At 37.1% G+C, this 18,350-nt stretch carries 17 protein-coding genes and 2 tRNA genes; 4 read left to right on the forward strand and 15 right to left on the reverse strand.

Features of this window, described 5'->3' with window-relative positions; all coding sequences use genetic code 11:
* The 15 genes from ZPR_RS13105 to ZPR_RS13175 all read right to left on the reverse strand — a co-directional run bounded on the left by ZPR_RS13105 (position 1) and on the right by ZPR_RS13175 (position 14,825).
* On the reverse strand, positions 1–2,982 hold the full coding sequence (locus ZPR_RS13105) for an MMPL family transporter (RefSeq protein ID WP_013072181.1): 2,982 nt from the start codon (positions 2,980–2,982) through the stop codon (positions 1–3).
* A complete protein-coding gene (locus ZPR_RS13110) occupies positions 2,983–4,194 on the reverse strand; it encodes a DUF2062 domain-containing protein (protein ID WP_041578919.1) in 1,212 nt (403 codons plus the stop codon).
* Between the two features lie 309 nt (positions 4,195–4,503).
* Positions 4,504–4,869, reverse strand: a complete 366-nt coding sequence (locus ZPR_RS13115; protein WP_013072183.1) for an ApeI family dehydratase — start codon at positions 4,867–4,869, stop codon at positions 4,504–4,506.
* Between the two features lie 176 nt (positions 4,870–5,045).
* Entirely contained in the window at positions 5,046–5,669 is a 624-nt protein-coding gene (locus tag ZPR_RS13120; RefSeq protein ID WP_013072184.1) for a flexirubin biosynthesis/transport protein LolA2, read from the reverse strand.
* Positions 5,656–6,426, reverse strand: coding sequence for a polysaccharide deacetylase family protein (locus tag ZPR_RS13125; RefSeq protein WP_041578920.1), 771 nt, complete (start codon positions 6,424–6,426; stop codon positions 5,656–5,658). The genes ZPR_RS13120 and ZPR_RS13125 overlap by 14 nt, the downstream gene beginning before the upstream one ends.
* On the reverse strand, positions 6,423–7,487 hold the full coding sequence (locus ZPR_RS13130) for a beta-ketoacyl synthase N-terminal-like domain-containing protein (protein WP_148211727.1): 1,065 nt from the start codon (positions 7,485–7,487) through the stop codon (positions 6,423–6,425). Before ZPR_RS13130 ends, ZPR_RS13125 begins: the two co-directional genes overlap by 4 nt.
* A complete protein-coding gene (locus ZPR_RS13135) occupies positions 7,480–8,661 on the reverse strand; it encodes a beta-ketoacyl-[acyl-carrier-protein] synthase family protein (RefSeq protein ID WP_013072187.1) in 1,182 nt (393 codons plus the stop codon). The genes ZPR_RS13130 and ZPR_RS13135 overlap by 8 nt, the downstream gene beginning before the upstream one ends.
* Positions 8,662–8,664: 3 nt before the next feature.
* On the reverse strand, positions 8,665–8,922 hold the full coding sequence (locus tag ZPR_RS13140; RefSeq protein ID WP_013072188.1) for a phosphopantetheine-binding protein: 258 nt from the start codon (positions 8,920–8,922) through the stop codon (positions 8,665–8,667).
* The gene (locus tag ZPR_RS13145; protein WP_013072189.1) at positions 8,915–9,514 is read right to left on the reverse strand and encodes a hypothetical protein; all 600 of its coding nucleotides are present in this window, start codon (positions 9,512–9,514) and stop codon (positions 8,915–8,917) included. Before ZPR_RS13145 ends, ZPR_RS13140 begins: the two co-directional genes overlap by 8 nt.
* Positions 9,507–10,661, reverse strand: a complete 1,155-nt coding sequence (locus ZPR_RS13150) for a beta-ketoacyl-[acyl-carrier-protein] synthase family protein (RefSeq protein WP_013072190.1) — start codon at positions 10,659–10,661, stop codon at positions 9,507–9,509. The genes ZPR_RS13145 and ZPR_RS13150 overlap by 8 nt, the downstream gene beginning before the upstream one ends.
* Positions 10,661–11,077: an acyl-CoA thioesterase gene (locus ZPR_RS13155; protein WP_013072191.1), complete on the reverse strand. Its 417-nt coding sequence runs from the start codon at positions 11,075–11,077 to the stop codon at positions 10,661–10,663. The genes ZPR_RS13150 and ZPR_RS13155 overlap by 1 nt, the downstream gene beginning before the upstream one ends.
* A gap of 140 nt (positions 11,078–11,217) precedes the next feature.
* Positions 11,218–11,667: a hotdog family protein gene (locus tag ZPR_RS13160; RefSeq protein ID WP_013072192.1), complete on the reverse strand. Its 450-nt coding sequence runs from the start codon at positions 11,665–11,667 to the stop codon at positions 11,218–11,220.
* Positions 11,668–11,676: 9 nt separating this feature from the next.
* Positions 11,677–12,555: an LpxL/LpxP family acyltransferase gene (locus ZPR_RS13165; protein ID WP_013072193.1), complete on the reverse strand. Its 879-nt coding sequence runs from the start codon at positions 12,553–12,555 to the stop codon at positions 11,677–11,679.
* 3 nt (positions 12,556–12,558) lie between these two features.
* Entirely contained in the window at positions 12,559–13,290 is a 732-nt protein-coding gene (gene fabG, locus ZPR_RS13170) for a flexirubin biosynthesis SDR family reductase FlxB (protein ID WP_013072194.1), read from the reverse strand.
* Positions 13,287–14,825: a flexirubin biosynthesis tyrosine ammonia-lyase FlxA gene (locus ZPR_RS13175; RefSeq protein WP_013072195.1), complete on the reverse strand. Its 1,539-nt coding sequence runs from the start codon at positions 14,823–14,825 to the stop codon at positions 13,287–13,289. The genes fabG and ZPR_RS13175 overlap by 4 nt, the downstream gene beginning before the upstream one ends.
* Before the next feature lie 182 nt (positions 14,826–15,007).
* Between ZPR_RS13175 and ZPR_RS13180 the strand changes: the two genes are divergently transcribed.
* The 4 genes from ZPR_RS13180 to ZPR_RS13195 all read left to right on the forward strand — a co-directional run bounded on the left by ZPR_RS13180 (position 15,008) and on the right by ZPR_RS13195 (position 18,049).
* The gene (locus tag ZPR_RS13180) at positions 15,008–16,237 is read left to right on the forward strand and encodes an NAD(P)/FAD-dependent oxidoreductase (protein ID WP_041580003.1); all 1,230 of its coding nucleotides are present in this window, start codon (positions 15,008–15,010) and stop codon (positions 16,235–16,237) included.
* Between the two features lie 170 nt (positions 16,238–16,407).
* A tRNA-Ser gene (locus tag ZPR_RS13185) sits at positions 16,408–16,490 on the forward strand.
* Positions 16,491–16,525: 35 nt separating this feature from the next.
* Positions 16,526–16,600, forward strand: a tRNA-Pro gene (locus ZPR_RS13190).
* A gap of 249 nt (positions 16,601–16,849) precedes the next feature.
* Positions 16,850–18,049 carry a site-specific integrase gene (locus ZPR_RS13195; protein ID WP_041578921.1) on the forward strand — a complete coding sequence of 400 codons (1,200 nt, stop codon included), beginning with the start codon at positions 16,850–16,852 and terminating at the stop codon, positions 18,047–18,049.
* Positions 18,050–18,350: the final 301 nt, after the last annotated feature.

Consider the following 18,350-nt stretch of genomic DNA (forward strand, 5'->3'; position numbering starts at 1 on the left):
TTATTCACGCTCAAACACTAAAATTCCGCTTTGTCTATAGGTGATTTCAAAATTCGCATCTAATAACCACTGGGTATTCAGATCATGATGTAGCACAATTACTTTTTTCCCAAATTGATTAATAATTTTCTTCATTTCTTCAAGATCTATTAATTCATGATCCGGAATAATAAAAGTCGAACAGGTTTTGGCCTCTGCAATGGCAGTGGTAAATTTTAAAAACTCATGCGTGCTTCTAAAACAATTTCTGGCAATTGTTATCGCTTCTTCTGAGATTTCGTAACCCGTTACCTTAGAATTTGGATTTATATAACTTAGATAAATAGGAAAAACACCAATCCCTGAATAGAAAAAGAAAACGCACTCCCCTTTTTCTATAAAATTAGACACTCTTAAATAGGATTCTTTTTTTTCGGTAAATTCAGCTTTCGCCTGGGTATAAACAGGTTTATACCGATAATTATCCAGTACGGCATCCTGATAATACAGATCCTGCTTATAATAAATTTTACTACGGATGAAACTTCGAATCTTGCTAAACCGAAATGGCGGCAAACCTTTCTTACGCCGATTAATAAAAAGAATATTAAACAACCATACCTGGATCACGAAAGCTACTAAAACAGCTGAAAGAACACCGATAATCGAAACGTTGGAAACCGACCGTAAAGCAGGGTGTTTGGCAAAAATCAAAGCTCCAATCCCCAGCAATGTGGTAATTACCGAGATTAAAATAGAGGTTTGATAGGTGGTAAGCTCACTCTTACCGGTTTGATATTCCTTTAAACAGGCGTTGGTAATAAAGATACTGTAATCAAGCCCCAGACCAAAAACAAAAGTAGAAATGATAATATTTAAAATATTAAATTCTATTCCAAAAGCGCCCATAATCCCAAGGGCAATAATCCAGGTAATCCCGATGGGGAATAGTGTTAAAAGACTAATTTCAAGATTTTGGTAAGCAATTAAAAGGATCATAAAAACTGCCAAAATCGAAAATCCGATCAATTGATTAAAGTCGTTCTTCAAATTCCCTAAAAATCCTTCATTGATCCGCTCCCGGTCGATAATCAACATATGATCCAGATGATCAAATTGTGCAGTAAATTCCTGAGAAGGCACATCTCCCAAATTTACCGTTGTAGTTACCGTGGCAAAATCTTCACTAATCGAAATAAAATCGTTTAAATAAAGATTGGTAGTGTTTTGATAATCATTTAATTGCAGGTTTTTAAAATCTTTATTCAATAAGTGATAAAAATCCTTAAAACTTGCCGGTTTAAAGCCATATTTAGCAGACTCTGACAGGATTTTATTTTTAAGCGCTGAAGTATCCCTGGAATCCCAAAAATCCTTCCACTCCTGTATTTTTTTATTTTGAGTTTGCGTGGATAAGACTACCCCGCCAATACTACTATAGCTATTTAACCGGTGCTCTGTATTAAATTTTTTAAGCCTTTGGTAAACTTTAGAATTTTCCTGTAAGGCTTCATCGATCGTATTCCCGTAGCTTACCAAATACAAAGTTTTACCATTACTATTCGCAATATTCTGTATTTTTTGTTCGGCTTTTTTAATGGTTTCAGGCTGAAAGTTAATTTTACTCAGATCATTATTAAACTTCACTTTTGTGAAAAAAAACAATCCCAGCACAAACAATAACACGACACTAAAAAATAAAGGTTTAATTCTAAAAAACTGTATTGCAGCCAGTTTATCTAAAAAGGTATTTTTAGGTGTTTCGGTAATGCGTTTTCCGTAGAGCAAAGGAATTAAAAGTAAGGCCAAAAAAGCAGCAATGATCACGCTTATTGCCGCAAACATCCCAAGATCATTAAGCGCATCGCTGTTTACGAAAAGAAGACAGAGAAAGGCGGTAGCGGTTGTAAGACTACTCATTAAAACGGGCGTGGTTACTTCCCGGTAAAGCTGTGAAACATCGCGATTATTTCGGTAATGTGTTAAAATATGAAGTCCGTAATCCAGTGTTATTCCCAGTAAGATCGAACCAATCCCTATGGAAATCGCCGAGATACTGCCTTTAAAAATATATAAAATCGCTATTGCGGTGAGCGCAGCGATAATACCCGGAATAAAAAGAATTAATGGCACATAAATTTTACGGTAAAAAAAGATGAGTAAAATCAACAATATCGAGATAGCGATACTTATGGTGATTTGTACGTCTTTTTTAATCTGATTAGCATTAGCAAGGGAATACAACACCCCACCAAAAAAATCACCTTTTACATTCTTGAATTCTAAATTTAACTGCTGCTGAATTTCTTTTAATTCGGCTATAAATTCATTGTTCTTATTGGTTTCTGAAGCCGGTAAGGTTGGCGTTATAAACAATAAAAGGTGCTTTTTATCCTTTGTAAGTAAGTAATTATTATACAACAGATAATTATCTCCTATTTGAAGCTCACGTAATTTTTCCAGGCCAATAGGTCCTAAGCTCAAAGGATCCTGAAATATAAAATTTTTGGTAACAATCCCGGTTGGGGAAATAATGCTGCGATAATCTTCTTTTATCTGCTTGGCAATTGCAGTATCTGATAGCTTTTCTTCAATCTCCCTATAATCCTTTTCATTTAGAAAGAAAGGTAAATTCTGATAGACAAAATTATAAATTTCACGAACGCCTTCATCAGGAACTTTTCCCTGTATATTTTCAATAAAACCGGGTAATTTGGTATGTACCGAATCTATAAATCTTTCCGCATAGGCTGTTAAATCCTGTGGTTGTTCTTCTTCTGAAGATATGGTAATGATTATTTTATCCGAAAATTCGGTTTCGTTTAATATGCGTTTTAAAACATCCTGGTCTTTCCCTGCTGGAATCAAACCGGTCACATCTTCTTCTAATGCTACTTTTGAAGCCAGAAATCCCACTCCCGCCACAAAAGCCAGTAGTAGTAAAATTCCCGGCAATTTATTTTGCTGAAAAAAACGATAGGATTTTAGAAAAAACTGATGCATTTAAGATTTTATGATCTGCTTTTGATTTAAAACCGAAAATAGCAAATAAAACACAATCCAAACCAGTATTGAAGCAGTAATTGCCAATACTAAACTTCCTAAAACATATTGCCCAAGGCCTAGAAAAACATCGGTGGTAGAGCTAATGTGCTGCAGTTTTAAGCTCCAGTCCCAACCTTTTCCCATAACCAATGAGCCTGTTTGAAAACTTACATAAACAATAATCGGAATAAAAGGCGGTATACTTATATTGGAGAATAAGAAGGCGGTAACCTTATTTACTTTTAAAAATGCGGCTAATACAAAAACCAAAAAAGTATGTACGCCCCAAAATGGTGATAAGCCCACAAAAATACCCAAAGCTATGGCCGTTGCTTTTTTTGCCGGACTTTCATTACTTTTTACAATATCTTCTTTCCAGAATTTTTTAAAGCCTTTTTGTTTAAAATCACGGTATTTATTTCGGGGATGGATCCAGAAAAAACTCACCAGCACAAACCACATATAGAGCAAAACGATCCTTACGATATCCCAGAAAGGCCGGAAATGACTTACACGGTTTTTCTGATCGTAAAGTACTTTTATCGGTACATTTTTAACATCGATTTTTCGCCAGGTGGCTTTTACGATAGTTTCGATTTCAAACTCAAATTTCCAGGTATAAAAAGTAATGGAATTCATCACCTTTACAGGATATAGGCGGTAACCACTTTGGGTATCGTGAAGCTGAAAACCGGTAACCACCAGGTACCAGTAACTGGAGAAATCATTTCCGGTAGCACTTACCCCGGGCACCCCATCGCTTCCCATGTTACGATCTCCAATTAGAAGAATCTCTTTGTCTCCAGGATTTCTTTTTTCTAATTCCGATAAAAACACATCAAGATCGTCCGGGTAATGCTGCCCGTCAGAATCTATAGTAATTGCATAGTCGTAACCTAGCTCTTCGGCAATCTTAAATCCTTTTTTAAGCACCTTACCTTTACCCCTGTTCTTTTGAAAATTACGTACTTCGATTTGGGTAAAATGCTGTAATATTTCTCTGGTGTTATCAGTACTTCCGTCGTTTAAAACAATAATCTGGTTGGTATAAACCATCAATCCCTCTACTACTGAAGCCAAGGTGCGTTCATTATTGTAAGTAGGAACTAAAACACAGCAATTTAAAGCCTTAAATCGGTTTTGATAGACGCCGGAAGTATTCAAATTCATTTTTTTGCTTGCTGCAAAAGTATTAATTTAAACTACCTAAACATAAGAGTTTTATTAATAATCGAGATTAAAGGCTCCGGTAGTTCTATAGCTTAGTTTCGTTTCATAAACTAAGGAGACTGCGTAAAATCTTTGTAAAGACGTTATACCTAAATTTTCATATTGATAGCACTTCGATACAAATTTTCTTGAAAAATTTACGCAATGATCTTAAACACCTAATGATCAAAATCAATGTATTAGAAATTAAAAAATTATAATCAATAATTATTTCTTGATCCTTAGGTTGCTTATCTGGTCAATAAACTCTTAAACAGCCTTATAAACGGCGCTGAATTTTAAGGCTAAAGCTTCATTCTGCCGTGCAATTCCGCGTACTTTTATGATTCCATCTTCCTCAGTGATATGAGATTCCAATATCAAATGATCACAGGTATTGGGATCGACCACCGCCATAAATTTCACATTATTCGCATGTTGTAATGCTAATGATTTACCGGTACGCCGTTCAGCTTCCTCCTTAAAAAGCTGCATTAAAATTACACCGGGAGTAACCGGCCGTTCGGGAAAATGTCCTGCGTATAAGGGATGTGTTTTCTCAATGGAAAGTTTAGTAATAAATGTATCTTCTTGTTGTGAAGATTCTAAGACTGTATAAAAATCTTTAAGCAGCATAAAGGGAATTTAATGCCGACTAAAATACTGAAATACTTTAATAAAGTGTCAGGAATTACTTGATATACGAAGAATCGAAGCTTATTTTAAATGATTCCAAAAAACCTTGCTAAGAAATTCGGTATAAAAAGTGTAATTTGAAAGGAATGCTAAGGTCTAAACCCCACATCAACACCTTATGGCTGAAAAACAGCGGCTTTTATAGGTTTGTTGATATACCAGTTCTTAAATGTGATTAAGGTATAATCTCCGGTATCTTCCTGAAGTTTCACAGATTGTAGCATTTGATCTTCAGAAAAACTCATAATCACTTTCTCGAACATATCAGCCATACTTTTATTTTTAGGCGTAATTACAGCTTCAACCACGTTCTTTTTTTTACGATATTCCACATCAAAATTGGCATCGTCCTGTAATAGTTTTCCGTTAAGGCTTCCCGTGATAAGATCACCAAGTTTCGCAAAGAGTTTGTTGGCACTCATATCCTGCTTGCTTTTTTGACCATCATCATCGATATACAAAAAATCATTTTTAAAAAGTAAAGAATATGGGAAAGGTTTGGTATACTGCCATTTTATGATATCAGGCGACTTATAATAGATTTTGCCATGAGAAGAGGCTTCTGCATCCATCATTTTCATCACTTTGGTCTGCTCAAACTCTCCATAAAGGCTTTTGGCCGATTCCATTTTTTCAGTAAGCTGTGATGGTGATGATTTTAAGTTTACACTGGTAAAATTTTGCTGCTGAGCAAAAACTCCAAAACTCCAGAAAAACAGGATAAAACTAAATATACGCATGGATTTTAAATAATTGATCTGGCCGTATTGCCTGATATTCATTTGATTCAAAGTGTATCAACAATTGTTCCAAGATAGTTACGGTTTGTTCCTTATTATCATGCAATAAAATTACATCTCCCGGTTGTAGTTTACGCTTTACGCGATCTACAATTTTGGTTTCATTATTTAAAATCGCATCATAAGTACGAAGGTTCCAACCAATTACCCGGTGCCCTGTTTTTTGTATAGCCCGTTTGGTTTTTGGATTGATGATCCCAAAAGGCGGTCTGAAAAATTGAAGGTTTAAACCGGTGATATTGTTTGCCACAATATTACAGGCATCAATTTCTCTCGCTATACTCTTGGAAGAAAGAAACCCCATTTTTCGGGTATGTGAATAGGTATGATTTCCTATGGTATGACCTCTTTTTATAATTTCCTGAACAATTTCAGGATGCTTTTCCATTTGCTTACCAATACAAAAAAAGCAGGCTTTTGCATCATATTTATCCAATAGCTCCAGGATGTGTGGGGTAACTTGGGTTGGACCATCATCAAAAGTTAAGCACACTTCTTTTTTCGGATGTTTTTTTTGATGATGATATCCTTTTACAAACACATTCCATCGAATATTGGTAGAAATAGTGATTAAAAACACAGGATACAAGATCGCCAATATCGCTATGGGCCAAAGTGGTAAGCCGTTAATACCGGTATACATCGCCACAGCGATCAATAAGATCCAAATAAAGAAATTTATAATACGGAATTTCAAAGACTTCGGAGCAAAGTTAGACTATGATTTTTCCCAAGATACTGATTATAAACTAAAATCGAGGTTGGTTGTTTAAGCGATAGATTATTCAATTTTAATTGCTGCGGAATTTCTTTTCTTTTTAGGATTTCAGCACCAAGCCAGCAGGCATAAGCGGTAACGGTATTATAATCACCTACCCAATTTTTATAGCCTAACTGAAGCGTATTTTTAAATAGATCTTCCTGAAGTTGTTTATAATAATGATCGTACCTTGTATCCCCATTATTGCCTAAAATCACTACATCAAGCTCTTCGATTTTCAAATCATTTTTCTTTAAAAACCAGCTAATTTCTTCCTGAAGCTTTTCTTCTGAAATATTCCTGTAAATCATACAATCAGAAATTTCAGCAAAAGAATCCTGTGTTCTTATTTCTGAAAGTAAAAAGAATGCAGCGCCTTCAGAAGTTATGGTCCCTTCCGACGAAGATTGTAGAATTTTAGCTGTATTTATTTCGCCAGCTTTTAACTGTCCGTCTAAATTATAAAAAGGGGTGCTTATTCTTGCAATTTCATCTACACCTCCTACCAAAACACAACGTGTACCCATCTCTTCCGTAAATTGAAGTTTTGCGTCGATTAAGGCCGATTCGAAAGATGCGCTATTCTGCGTATACGTCATATTATAACCGGTACATTTTAAATCGAGTGCAATTTGCCCGCCCACGGTGTTGTGCGTACTCTGGATAAAAGCTGTTGGCGTTAAAAAACTTTCATTTTCATCTAAGATATTCTCCAAAAACTTTTCGGTATCCTGTTTGCAGCCTTCTCCGGTTCCTACAATAATGCTATCGGGAACATCTACTCCTGCTTCATTTAAAGCTCGCTTAGCGGTTACCAGCCCCATTTTTATGGCCTTCGACATTCGGCGAAGCATCATGGGTTTAATATATTCTTTATAATTTACTGAAGTTGCCGGAAATATATTTTCGCTGAACGATTGCAGGTTTTCAGCAAACAGATCCTCTTCCGTTTGGGCTGCGATGCTAGCCATTCCGTTAATGTACATTTTTCTACTCATCTTTACTGAATATTAAAGATGTACAGTTGCCGCCAAAACCAAAAGAATTAGATAACACATGCTGAATTTTAGTCGATTTTAACTCGGTGAACGGTCGTAATCTGGTATCACTAATAGCCGAGTTAAAATTAAGATTGGGGTAAATTTGCTGATGTTTTATCGCCAGCAAACTAAACACAGCCTCGATCGCACCGGCTGCTGCCAGCGTATGGCCGGTAAAAGATTTTGTACTGCTAAAAGCCGGCATTTCTTTAAAAATACGAATTAAAGCCCGGCTTTCTGAGAGATCGTTATTTTGTGTAGCCGTACCATGTGCATTGACATAATCGATATGGTGCGGGTTTAAGTTGGCTGTTTCCAGAGCTTTTTGCATGGCAAGATAAGCACCTTCCCCATTTTCTGAAGAGGCGGTTTGATGAAAAGCATCATTGGCATTTCCATAACCGGAAACATAGCCTAAAACTTCTTTATTCTTAGCAAAGTCTGCCGATTCCAATACCAGATATGCTGCGGCTTCTCCCAGGTTTAGTCCTTTTCGTTCGCTATCAAAAGGTTTCGGAAAATCTTCCGAATAAATCATTAAGGAATTAAAACCATTTAGTGTAAATCTTGAAAGACAATCGGTTCCCCCCACAATAACCTGATCCAGGCGACCAGATTGTATAAGCCTGGCACCCAACATAACGGCATTTGCAGCAGATGAGCATGCCGTGCTAATCGTGGTAACATAATTATCAATCCCAAAATAACCGGCGATCTGTTCTGTGGTAAATCCCGGATGCTGTGCCTGTATAAACCTTCGATTAGCCGGATTGCTTTCATATTCCCGATAAAACCGCTCGGTCATATCCATACCACCAACACTGTTTCCGTTTACAAATCCAATATTTGTAAAATCTTCTATTTTAGCATTTTGAAGCGCTTCTTTTAAAGCTATAGTTCCTAATAATGCCGCACGGGTAAACGCATGATTTTTATCCAAATTCAATGCATCAGCAAGATCACTATTAGTAGATTTAATCTCCCCAATAGGTAAATTTTGATGAACTGTTTCCAGGATTTCAGGATGTGAAAGTCCGTGTTTTCCATGAATTAGCGAGCGGTGATTTTCCTCAAGATTTTTTCCTATAGCAGAAAAAATACCCATTCCGGTTACGGCAACGCTCCTACTCATATTTTATTTTGTACGGTTCGCTTCAATAAAATCTGCCATTTTATTGATACTTTCAAAAATTTCCCGGCCTTTTTTAGGATCGGTAAGTTTGATACCGTAATCTTTTTCCAGTAAAACGATAAGTTCTAAAGCATCAATGGAATCTAAGCCAAGCCCGTCACCAAATAGCGGTTCGTCATTTTCTATATCGCTCACCTCCATATCTTCCAGGTTTAGCTGTTCTATGATACTGGCTTTTAACTCGGTATGCAAATCAGTCATAATCGGCATCGTATATTTTGCGTATTTGTTCTTCAGTAATTTCTTTTTTTTGAGATTCTGAACTTAGCCACAAAAATACATCATATTCAACATTGTGCAAGTTTAACCAGGCACAAAGCACTTTATTTGCTTTTGCAGATTCGATTAACTGCACAGAATAATCGATCAATAATTTTGCATTAAACTCATCTTCAATAAAAAAGACATTTTCGCTTTTTAATCCAAACCGAATACTAATTTCTCCCAAAACAATATTGGGCAGGGTATAGACAAAAAGTGAAGGGGAAGGAAAATTTTTTATAGATTCCTGGTAATTTTGGTCACTGGCTAAACTTGAGCTGTTATTACTAAAAACAAGAGCGGTATCTTCAGAAATTTCAGCCTCTTCTTTCATTACGATTTCTGAAGCGATAAACCCCAACTTCGAAAGTCGGTCCATTTTATGGAATTTGGGATATTTTATATTTAAAAACTTAAAAGCAGCTTTTAAAAAGCTCGCAATATCTGCTTCCGAAGCAAATATCACTTCACCATCAGCAATGATTTTTCCATCTTTAATTCGTACCCAATGATCTATACTTAGATTAGCCATTTTGTCTTTCTTTTTTAAAAACCATCGCCAAATTACAGCCCCCAAACCCTGAAGCTGTTTTTAAAACATAATCCAGGTTTATCGAATTTTGATAAGCGGTAACCACATTTATTTGTTTTGAAACACCTAGTTTATTAAAATGAAGACTAGGATAAATTTCGTTATTCAGCATCATGTGTTTACATAAAATAGATTCGATTAAAGCCGATGCTCCTAAGGTATGTCCATAATAAGCTTTTACGCTATGTAGCGGAGTGGCTCCCAAACCGCTTCGTGCAATGGCAATCGCTTCCATCTCATCATTATATAGCGTTGCGGTACCATGCGTAGCGACCGCTTTAATAGCTTCACAAGAAATCCCGGCTTCTTTAAGCGAATTCTGAATACTTTTAAATAAACCTTCACCGGTTCTTGACGGGCCAGAGATATGATTGGCATCATTGGCCGAAGCATCACCTGCTAAACTGATAGTAATCGAATCTTTTTTTGGGGTGTTACTCACCAGCATGGCAGCGGCAGCTTCACCAAGGTTAATGCCGTTTCGATCTTTGGAAAAAGGTTTACAGGCGGTTTCACTAAGCGCCTGAAAAGAATTAAAACCGGTAACGATAAACTTTGATAGCATATCACCCCCTACCACAACAGCCTTATTAAATTTCCCGGCATTGATCATTTTCTTGGCAACTGCAAGGGCCAAACCTCCAGAAATACAGGCATTAGACACCACAATAGGTTTTAGATTAAACCCAAAAAAGTCTTTAATAATTTCGCCCAAATTGGATAATAACAAGCGCTCTTTTTTAAAAACACCCAAGTCTTCTAAAAGATGAACATTCCCTTTGGTGGTTGACACGATAAGTCCGGTTTCCATCCGGTTCAAGTCCGGATTTTTAATCAGAATTTGGTGAACCGCCAACAGCATCATTTGCTCCAGTTTTGTATAGGCTTTGGAATCACCAATGGCAGAAAAAGCTTGCGCCAATACTTCTGAATTTAACACTCCGGCACAAATTGGAGTATCCAGAAACTCACTTTTATCAAATTTCTGTAAACCGGTAGTGCCGCTTCTTAGATGTTCCAGATTTTCTGAAGTGGTATAACCAATCGGCGAAATTATGCAATCTTCATGTAAGTAAAGGTTCTTCATCAAATCAGCCCCATTTTCTTTTTCCAATCTAGAAAAAATGAAGGATTATTCCATACTAACGCTCCATTTTCATCTACAAAAACCTGAACCGTTTCCCCGGTACAGATCAATTGACTGTCTTTAAAAATCCGGTATTGATAAATGATTTTAGCTGATGCAGTAGGAACAAATGTCGTTTCGACCATAAATTCGTCACCGTATTTTAAAGGTAGCTTATGCTCACAGGAAGATTTTACGATAGGCGTTGCAAAGCCATTGGCTTTCGCGTCTAAATACGAAATATGGTGTCTGCGGGCAAAATCTTCGCGACCTTCTTCAAAATATTTCAGATAGTTGCCATGCCAGACAATTTGTAAAGAATCACACTCGCTAAAACGCACCTTTAATTGAGTTTGTATGTTTAATTCTTTATTCATTTAAGTAACATTGATCATAAACTTCCGGGCAAGCCTAAAAAGGAGGATTCTGAAAAGAATTTTATAGCTTCGAAGCCTCGCGGTAATGAAAGCAACGGGTAATGATAACAACGGGATCATCTGATTACCCCCTTAAAGCCTTAATCTACCGTTACGGTTTTCATTTCTGAAGTAGCGATCACCTGCTCGTTTTTATCTAAGGTTTTTGCCGTTACCAGGGTCACCTTCATTACTTCATGCAAAATTTCGACATGTGTGGTCAGTTCTTCCCCAGCTTTTGGTAATCTAAAGATTTCAACCGATTTGATCGCACCTATAAATCCGGTTTGGGGTTTTTCCAGTCCGCTGATATAGCCCTGATAGCCGCGGTGCAGCGACATACTTTGTGCCATGTGCTCTATAAGGCCTGGTTCAGAAAAAATACCGTTATCCACCAGGATATTATCGGCCGGCACGAGGAAGCCCGTGATTCCGGTAAGTTTTGTATAATCATGCAACTTATCCACCATAACAAATGGTGGTTTCTGCGGAATTAATTTTATAATCTCCTGTGGATCTAAAATAGGAGCCTGAAGTAATTTTTCTGCCATAAAAATTGATTAGCTAAAATCGTTCCAATAGTCGTAAAAATTATACCACTGATGTGGATAGGTTTTGACCATTTTTTCAAGATTTTCAAGATACGCTTTTAAAACTTCTTTTGGCGTATTTTTTTCGGGAATATAAGGCCTGGCATAAAAATGATAATGAAAATTTCGTTCGCGCATGATATGTACAAACAATACCGGAATATCATTTCTTACGGCTAATTTAAAGGGGCCTTGTGGAAATTTAGCTTTAGCACCCAGAAAATCAGCTTCCCAGGTTTTGGCTTCCTCCATATACCGATCTGCCGCAAATACCAAGAGCTCATTATTTTTTAGCGCCTGGTTCATTTTAAAAATATGGGATAAATCTTTTTGAAGCACGATAATTTTCACCGCCGATTTGCCGGTAACCGACTCCATATAATTTTTGATGTTTTCGTGTTCAAAATCGCTAATCACCAGATTGATCACAGCGCTGGTATGCTGCTCGTCAAAAAAATGCTTTGCCAAATTAAAATTACCGATATGTGCAGTAAGCAGGATACCACCGCTATTTAATTTTCGAAGATTTTCAATATGTTCTATCCCATCAAAATCGAAGCTATAGCGTTCTTTCATTCCGGCCGTAATCAATACCCGATCTAATTGAACTTTCCCGTATTTGAAATAACTTTTGTATACATTTATAAAAGCACTGAACCCGGCAAATCCTAATCTTCTGCGGAAATAGTAATAGATGCTTCGGGTAGAGCTTGGTGCAAAGATGAAGAAATACAACGTGATAAAAATCAATAAAAAATAGGCCGGATATACCCCAAACGTCCGAATAATAAATACATATATTCGAATGCTTAAAAGCGTTCCGCGTGATTTTCCACTCCAACCTGCCATGGGTTATGAATATAATCCACCGTTGATATTAATGACTTCGCCCGTAATATACGAGGCTTTTTTTGAGGCCAGAAAACTTACCAGCTCCGCAACTTCTTCAGCTTCTCCGAAACGTTGTAACGGAATCATTTTCTTTAATTCTTTTTCATCGAAATCGGCCGTCATATCTGAAGTTATAAATCCCGGTGCCACGGCATTTACCGTAACTTTACGTTTGCCGATTTCCTGAGCTAAAGCTTTTGTTGCAGCGATTACCGCGCCTTTTGCGGCTGAATAGTTTACCTGTCCCGGATTTCCTTTTACTCCCGATAAAGACACGATATTGATAATCCTGCCGTATCGTTTTTGCAGCATACTTTTTACAAACTGCTGGGTAACATTGTAAAATCCATTTAAAGAGGTGTTGATCACCGAATGCCAATCGTCTTCTCCCATCCACATAAACAGCCCGTCTTTAGTGATTCCGGCATTATTTACAATAACTTCAACGACTGCTTCAGGATTCGATTTTTGCCAGTTTCCAAGGACATTTTTAGTCGCTTTGGCATCCGCAACATCAAAAGCTAAAAGTTCGCATTTTACATGGTTTTCTTCAATACTTTTAGCGGTAACTTTAGCCGCCTGGGTATTGGAATGATAATTCAGTAAAATATGATAGCCTAAATCCTGCGCCAGCTTTATGGCGATTGCTTTTCCTATGCCGCGGGAACCTCCTGTAACTAAAGCGTATTTCATTTATAAACGTCGTTTTCTTTTAAAGACTTGGTAACATCTTTTATCGTTGCATATAACGGAAAATCATGTTGTTTTTCCAAAGCTATTCTATCCTGAAATTGCTTAAAAACAGCCTTCGATCGTTCACTAAAGTCCTCTAAATCATCAATATATTTTATACCCTGTATAATCGCTATCATTTCTATCGCCAGTACCTGATAGGCATTATCGATCACCGTTTTAGTCATTGTTGCAGCATTAGTGCCCATACTTACGATATCCTGATTGTCATTATTATTCGGGATGCTATGCACATACATGCTATTAGAAAGCGTTTGATTTTCTGCTGTGGTGGAGACTGCGGTAAATTGTGCGCCTTGCAGACCAAAATTAAGTCCCAGGGTACCCAAATTCACAAATGGCGGGAATATTTCGTTGAGTTTGCTATTTAGCAGGTAATTTAATTGCCGCTCGGCCAACATCGATAATCGTGTAATGACCAGTTTCAATTTATCCATTTCCAGCGAGATAAAATCGCCGTGAAAATTTCCGCCGTGATAGACCATTTGCTTTTCTACGGAAACAATGGGGTTATCGTTAGCTGAATTTACTTCGTCCATCAAAATTTTTTCCGCAGCATTAATCGTGTTTAAAACCGGCCCCAGGATCTGTGGGATACAACGTAAACTATAATATTCCTGAACTTTCTCTGAAAAAATAGCTTCCGTATTCGACGAATCTCGATAGAGATGATCCTGTCGATTTTTAATGCGTTTACTATCCTTTAGGTGCTTCCGCATCATTTCAGCAATGGCATGCTGACTTTCATGTACTTTCGAAGCATTTAATTCTGCCGAAAAATGATCTGAATAGGCCGCCACTAATTCATTCAGCATTGAAGAACAACAAACCGACCATTCCAGTAATCGTCTGGCGTGAATTATATTTACAATTCCAATCCCCGTCATTACAGAAGTTCCGTTGATCAAGGCCAGGCCTTCACGTAATTTAATTTGGATAGGTTTAATATGTAACTTTTCAAAAACCGATATTGTTGATTTTCGCTCACCTTTATAAAAAACCTCGCCTTCACCGATAAGTACCAGGGCCAGGTGTGCCAGTTGCACTAAATCTCCCGAAGCCCCTACTCCACCATGTTCAAATATAAGTGGGGTAATATCATGATTGATAAGCTGCTGCATGGTTTCTAAAACCGAGGTATGAACCCCGGAATATCCTAGTGAAAGCGTATGTAAACGCGCCAGCATCGAGGCTTTAACATATAATGGGGCTATAGGTTTTCCGGTCCCTGAAGCATGACTTCTAATTAAATTATACTGTAATTGCAGGCGATCTTCGTCTTTTATTCGATACTGGGCCATCGGGCCAAAACCGGTATTTACTCCGTAAATCACTTTATCTTTCGCGAATTCCTGAAGAAAATGAAATGAATTTTCCGCTTTTTGGCGAATTTCGTTGGAAATTTCAAGTTTTTGGTTTTCAAACAAAACCTTTTGAAAATCAACTAATTTTAATGGAGCTTTGATGCTAAGCATAATATTTAGAATAGATGTCACCGTATTGGTTAATCCGCAAATGTACTATATTTACTCGATAATCGAGATGAAATGCGCTGCGGCTTGCCTCGAATTAAAAACAATTTTATAATAAATGCTTCATGAATTTATGCTGAGCAGTTTATTACGAACGCTAATAAATTGAGTCTATTTCGAAAATGATGAAAAGAGAATTTACTGATATCCTAATCATTGGTGCCGGGCCATCGGGAATGGTTTCTGCCGGTTATCTTCAGCAACATAATGTTCAACTCAAAGTGGTAGAAAAACAACAATTCCCAAGGTTTAGCATTGGCGAAAGTTTGATTCCGCGTTGTATGGATAATTTTGCTGAAGCTGGCTTACTGGAAATCATCGAAAAACATGGATTTCAGAAAAAATTTGGGGCTCGTTTTATCAAAGATGATAAAGTGGGAGAATTTGACTTTAGTCAGAAATTCGGTGAAGGTTGGGATTGGACCTGGCAGGTGCCCAGAGCCGATTTTGATCATGTCTTAGCAAAAGAAATACAGTCTCGTGGCGTTGATATAGCTTTTGAAACCGAAGTTACTGCCGCAGATTTTAGTAACGAAAATCCCGTAGTCACCATCCAGCATAAAGACGGAAAACAATCTGAAATCGAAGCAAAATTTGTGATCGACAGTAGTGGTTTTGGCCGTGTATTGCCAAAGTTATTGGATTTAGAACAGGCTTCTACGCTAGAATCTCACTCGTCTGTGTTCACTCATATCGAAGAAACGATTCGGCCCCAAGGGAAAGAAGGTGAATTGATCACTTTTGAGGTTTTAGAAACCCAAGTTTGGTTTTGGTATATCCCCTTCTCTAACGGAAAAACAAGTTTAGGTTTTGTGGCGCCAACTGAATGGTTTGATCAATTTGATAAAGATCCCGAAGTTAGCTTTATGCAAATGATCTCAAAATTAAACTATTATAAAGGCAGATTTGATAATTATCCGTTGGAGTTTATTCCGAAGAACATCAAACACATCGCTAAAAGCGTTAAATGTCTTTACGGAGATAAATTTGCTTTGACGGGTAATAGTGCCGAATTTTTAGATCCTGTATTTTCCTCTGGCGTTAGTTTTGCGACCGAATCCGGGCTTAGAGCCGCTAAACTTGCCTTAAAAGAGCTAAATGGCGAGCAACCAGACTGGCAAGCTGATTATGCCGATTATATGAAGGAAGGTATTGCTGTTTTTTCCAGTTATGTAAGAGACTGGTATAATGGTGATTTACAGGATATTTTCTTTCATAAGTCTCCTAATCCCGAGTTTAAGCGACAAATTTGTGCGGTTTTAGCGGGTTATGTTTGGAATATGGACAATCCATTTGTCAAAAAACACGAGCGCATTATCGGTGCGGTGGCAAAATTTATACAACTGGAAAATTGATAAATTTTTATTGAATTTTAACTTACTGATAAAAAGAATCTTAAGGCCAAAATGAACGGAAGTGCCGAAAAATAAAGAGAAAAAAGCGACAAAAGGTTTGCAGGCTTCGTAAGTTTGATATACATTTGCAACCGCAAAAATGCTTGCGAAACGTTCTTTTTAAGACTAACGGAGAGGTGGCAGAGTGGTAATGCAGCAGCCTGCTAAGCTGTCATCCTTTTTGGATGCCTGGGTTCGAATCCCAGTCTCTCCGCTTCATCGCGTCCAAGTCGCGATTCATAAATAACTCGGGGTGTAGCGTAGCCCGGTCATCGCGCCTGCTTTGGGAGCAGGAGGTCGCAGGTTCGAATCCTGCCACCCCGACTTTTTAAACTACCAAATTTTGGTTAATTAAGGGTAATTATATGGTTTTCATGTAGTTACCCTTTTTTAATGCGTTAAATTCTATCAAACTTCACCAGCTATAATGTGAGTTATTCGTGAGTTTTGGTCTTTTTCGTGAGTTAATCGTGAGCTTATTTTTTGTATCTTGATTAGCCCCGTGACCCTTAGTACATATTGATCGTTTTGGCTTTCAACCCTTAATTATTGTTTCATTAAAAAAACAAAACGATGCGTACCACTCAAACATTTATGATTTCTTTTTTCATCCGCAAGAAAAAAAACAAGCCGGAAGAAGCCCTCCTTTATGCCCGAATATCAGTTAACGGCATTTATATTGAAATGAGCCTTAAACGTAGCTTGGAAGTAAGCCGTTGGAACCAGTCAGCCTGCAAGCTTAATGGTAGCAGTATGGAAAGCCAACAACTCAATAAAAAGATAGACGAAACCAAGGCACTTTTGTATAAGGCTTATGATAGCCTGCAAAAGGAAGATCAGGTGATTACCGCCAGTGCGGTAAAGTCGCGATATCTGGGCATTGATAAAAAACACTACACCTTAACCCAATTACTGGACTACCACTCCACCAAGATGAAAGGTGTGTTAAAATATGGAACATTAAAGAATTATACGACAACAGAAACCTATCTAAAGAATTACCTAAAAGAAAAACGTACCATATCGGACATTTATCTCAAACAGATTGATTACCAATTTACGTTAGGTTTCGAGCGATTTCTGCGCGATTTACCATCCTTAAGTAACAATGGCGTCATGAAACATATGGAACGCTTTAAAAAGCTTATGCACCTTTCTGAAGATCTGGATTGGATTGAAAAGAACCCGACCAAACGTTTTAAACTTCGGTTTCATCATGTTGATATGGTGTATTTATCAAAAGCAGAATTACAAAAGATCAAGGAAAAGAAGTTCAAACGATCTACCCTTAGCATTAACCGTGATATTTTTGTGTTTTGCTGCTATACCGGATTGCCTTATGGTGATGTATTGGAACTAAAGAAAAAGCATATTCAAATTGGGATCGATGGTAAAAAATGGATTTATACAAGGCGAATGAAAACCAACACGCTACTTAGAATACCACTTCTGGAAGAAGCTGAACGGATCCTAGAAAAATATAAAGAGCATCCAAGAGTGAGTAATAGTGATATCTTGCTTCCGGTGTATTCCAACCAAAAAACAAATCAATATTTAAGAGAGATTACCAAAGCTGTCAAGATAAATAAAGAACTTAGTTTTCATGCAGCAAGGCATACTTTTGCTACAACGGTAACCCTAGCCAATGGTGTACCTATAGAAACAGTTTCCAAACTTTTAGGACATACCAAACTATCAACTACCCAAATTTATGCACGAGTGATTGATTCAAAGATTTCAAATGATATGGATAAGTTGAGGGGAAAGTTGTGAGGTAGGTGGCAGAAAGCACACCCATTTCAATTTACCCTACTATCAGTGGGTTTCAAAGTTTTAGTTTCAGAAGGTCACCAATTCGGACTCAATAATTTCATTTCTATTGATTTAATATATTTTCAAATCACGCTATCTAAATATACAAATTTCACATATAATTTTTTGAATTATATCAAACCAACTTTAGTTGTATTTTCTAAAGTTCTATTATTGCTTCTAGTCCTCTATTTAATTCTCATAAGTAAAATTTTCTACAATATTTCAATATTTTCTTTTAATTCTTTTAAATTCTTGAAAT

The sequence above is a fragment of the Zunongwangia profunda SM-A87 genome (assembly GCF_000023465.1).
Taxonomy (GTDB): Bacteria; Bacteroidota; Bacteroidia; order Flavobacteriales; family Flavobacteriaceae; genus Zunongwangia; species Zunongwangia profunda.

Coding starts and splice junctions, on each gene's coding strand:
- ZPR_RS13115 (WP_013072183.1), bottom strand. CDS start 4,869: ATGCTGCTTAAAGATTTTTATACAGTCTTAGAATCTTCACAACAAGAA.
- ZPR_RS13135 (WP_013072187.1), bottom strand. CDS start 8,661: ATGAGTAGGAGCGTTGCCGTAACCGGAATGGGTATTTTTTCTGCTATA.
- ZPR_RS13145 (WP_013072189.1), bottom strand. CDS start 9,514: ATGGCTAATCTAAGTATAGATCATTGGGTACGAATTAAAGATGGAAAA.
- ZPR_RS13140 (WP_013072188.1), bottom strand. CDS start 8,922: ATGACTGATTTGCATACCGAGTTAAAAGCCAGTATCATAGAACAGCTA.
- ZPR_RS13150 (WP_013072190.1), bottom strand. CDS start 10,661: ATGAAGAACCTTTACTTACATGAAGATTGCATAATTTCGCCGATTGGT.
- ZPR_RS13110 (WP_041578919.1), bottom strand. CDS start 4,194: ATGAATTTGAATACTTCCGGCGTCTATCAAAACCGATTTAAGGCTTTA.
- ZPR_RS13180 (WP_041580003.1), top strand. CDS start 15,008: ATGAAAAGAGAATTTACTGATATCCTAATCATTGGTGCCGGGCCATCG.
- ZPR_RS13130 (WP_148211727.1), bottom strand. CDS start 7,487: ATGAGTAGAAAAATGTACATTAACGGAATGGCTAGCATCGCAGCCCAA.
- fabG (WP_013072194.1), bottom strand. CDS start 13,290: ATGAAATACGCTTTAGTTACAGGAGGTTCCCGCGGCATAGGAAAAGCA.
- ZPR_RS13195 (WP_041578921.1), top strand. CDS start 16,850: ATGCGTACCACTCAAACATTTATGATTTCTTTTTTCATCCGCAAGAAA.
- ZPR_RS13155 (WP_013072191.1), bottom strand. CDS start 11,077: ATGAATAAAGAATTAAACATACAAACTCAATTAAAGGTGCGTTTTAGC.
- ZPR_RS13165 (WP_013072193.1), bottom strand. CDS start 12,555: ATGGCAGGTTGGAGTGGAAAATCACGCGGAACGCTTTTAAGCATTCGA.
- ZPR_RS13120 (WP_013072184.1), bottom strand. CDS start 5,669: ATGCGTATATTTAGTTTTATCCTGTTTTTCTGGAGTTTTGGAGTTTTT.
- ZPR_RS13105 (WP_013072181.1), bottom strand. CDS start 2,982: ATGCATCAGTTTTTTCTAAAATCCTATCGTTTTTTTCAGCAAAATAAA.
- ZPR_RS13160 (WP_013072192.1), bottom strand. CDS start 11,667: ATGGCAGAAAAATTACTTCAGGCTCCTATTTTAGATCCACAGGAGATT.
- ZPR_RS13175 (WP_013072195.1), bottom strand. CDS start 14,825: ATGCTTAGCATCAAAGCTCCATTAAAATTAGTTGATTTTCAAAAGGTT.